Raw genomic sequence first — 2,151 nt, 5'->3', positions numbered from 1 at the left:
GCGTCGAAGTACGCGACCAGCTCGGGATCGAGCGGCGGCACCGGCAGCAGCCTCCCGTCGCCCCGGATGGAGGCGGTCGCCACCAATCCGGCGGCGACCGCCTGCCGCGCGGCGACGGGCGAGGTGACCGTCGCCCCGCCTTCGCGGGCGAACCGGAGGAACTCGGCGACCAGCAGCGCGTCGGCCCCGCCGTGGCCGCCCTCGCCGTCCGCGACGACGAAGGTCTCGTCCGCGGGCGCCGCGCCGCCGTGCCGCCGGTTCCACAACCGCACCTCGGCGCCGTCGGTGTCGCCGACGTTCTCGATCCGCCCCTCGGTGCCGATCACCGTGTAGTTGCGCCAGTAGTCGGGCGTGAAGTGGCACTGCTCGTACGACGCGAGCACCCCGTTGTCGAGCACGAGGTTCACCTGCGAGATGTCCTCCACGTCGACCACCGGGTTGAGGCCGGTCTGCGCCGTCGGCGGCCAGTTGTCGAAGCTGAACCAGTCGCCGACCCGCTCCCCCGACCGGTCGCGCCGGTCCTCGATGTCGCCGTACACGCTGAGCGCTCCGATCGCCTGCACGCCGCGCGCGTACCCGCCGGCCAGCCAGTGGATCACGTCGAGGTCGTGGGCGCCCTTCTGCAGCAGGAGGCCCACCGACTTCGACCGGTCCGCGTGCCAGTCCTTGAAGTAGTAGTCGCCGCCATTGCCGACGAAGTGGCGGCACCACACCGCCTTCACCTGCCCGATGCGGCCCTCGTCGACCAGCCGCCGCATCAGCGTCACCACGGGCATGTGCCGCATGTTGTGCCCGACGTACAGCCGGGAGCCCGTGCGGTGCGCCGCCTCCAGGATCCGGTCGCAGTCCTCGAGCGAGATGGCGAGCGGCTTCTCGCAGAACACGGCGACGCCCGCCTCCAGCGCGGGGATCGCGACGGCCGCGTGCTGGTGGTCCGGCGTCACCACCATGACGGCGTCAACGCCAGAGGCGAGCAGCTCGTCCAGACTCGCGGTGATGAGCGCCTCCGGGAAGTCGGCGGCCGCCTCGGCGCGCGACCGCTCGCTCGGGTCGCACACCGCGGTGACCCGCGACCCCTCCCCCGGCCGGTGCGCCTCCTGAGCGAGACGCCCGCGGTTGCCGTACCCGATCACGCCGATGCGCAGGTCTGCCGTGCTGGTGTCCGTCATGGCTTCCATCCTGCCCCGCGTCTCCGCCCGGGATGTCATCCCGAACACGTGTGATTCAGTGCGCGCCCGTATTGTGAGGTTTCCTCACGCGGCGCTACGGTGACGGCATCCGCGCGCGATCGCCACCACCCGAAAGAAGCATCCCGTGACCCCCGTCGTCCGCCGCACCACCCGCACCGCCGCCTCCCGCGCTGCCTCCCGAACCGCCGCCAGAACCGCCTCCCGGGCCGTCGCCTCCGTCGCCGTCGCCACCCTCGCCGTCGTCGCCCTGAGCGGCTGCATCAGCATCCGCTGGGGCGGCTCGGCCGGACAGACCTCCGCACCTCCGACCACCTCCACCGCCACCCCTGACCCCGCCGAGACCGATAGCACGGACGCTGCCGACGGCGCGGACGGCACCGCCGACACCGTCGATCTGGCGGCGCTCGACGAGGACACCCAGACCGCCGTCGACGTCGTCGACACCTTCTGGGCGAACCACTGGTCGGACTGGTTCACCGGCGAATACACGTCGCCGACGGTCTACGGCTACTACGACGGTGCCGACCCGGACAGCGCACCCAGTTGCAACGGCGAGCCGATGGAGGCCGGCAACGCCTTCTACTGCGGCGAGACCGACGAGCTGGCCTGGGACGTGTCGCTGATGAGCGACGGCTACCGGTCGGGCGACGCCTTCGCCTACCTGGTCGTCGCGCACGAGTGGGGGCACAGCATCCAGGCCCGGGTGAACGATGTCACCACCAACGCGTACGAGCTGCAGGCCGACTGTCTCGCCGCCGCGGCCCTGTACGGCGCCGTGGCCGACGGCACGCTGCAGTTCGAGGAGGGTGACGAGAAGGAGATCGCGAACGCGCTGACCTCGCTCGCCGACTCGACCGGCTGGACCGATACCACCGACCACGGCGACACCTTCCAGCGCATCGAGTACTTCGACGCGGGCCGCCAGGGCGGCGTCGAGGCCTGCCTCCCCACCGAATAACCC

At 71.7% G+C, this 2,151-nt stretch carries 2 protein-coding genes; one reads left to right on the top strand and one right to left on the bottom strand.

From position 1 onward, the window contains the following. Positions 1-1,169: Gfo/Idh/MocA family protein (locus ACR9ZG_RS18715; RefSeq protein ID WP_481286350.1), on the bottom strand; the 1,169-nt coding region annotated here is incomplete at its 3' end. Positions 1,170-1,314: 145 nt separating this feature from the next. Between ACR9ZG_RS18715 and ACR9ZG_RS18710 the strand changes: the two genes are divergently transcribed. Next, positions 1,315-2,148: a neutral zinc metallopeptidase gene (locus ACR9ZG_RS18710; protein WP_481286349.1), complete on the top strand. Its 834-nt coding sequence runs from the start codon at positions 1,315-1,317 to the stop codon at positions 2,146-2,148. Positions 2,149-2,151: the final 3 nt, after the last annotated feature.

Source organism: Leifsonia sp. KNZ12-8B (assembly GCF_056755495.1).
Note: the sequence above shows the minus strand (reverse complement) of the source record. Positions and strands in the feature narration are given on the sequence as shown.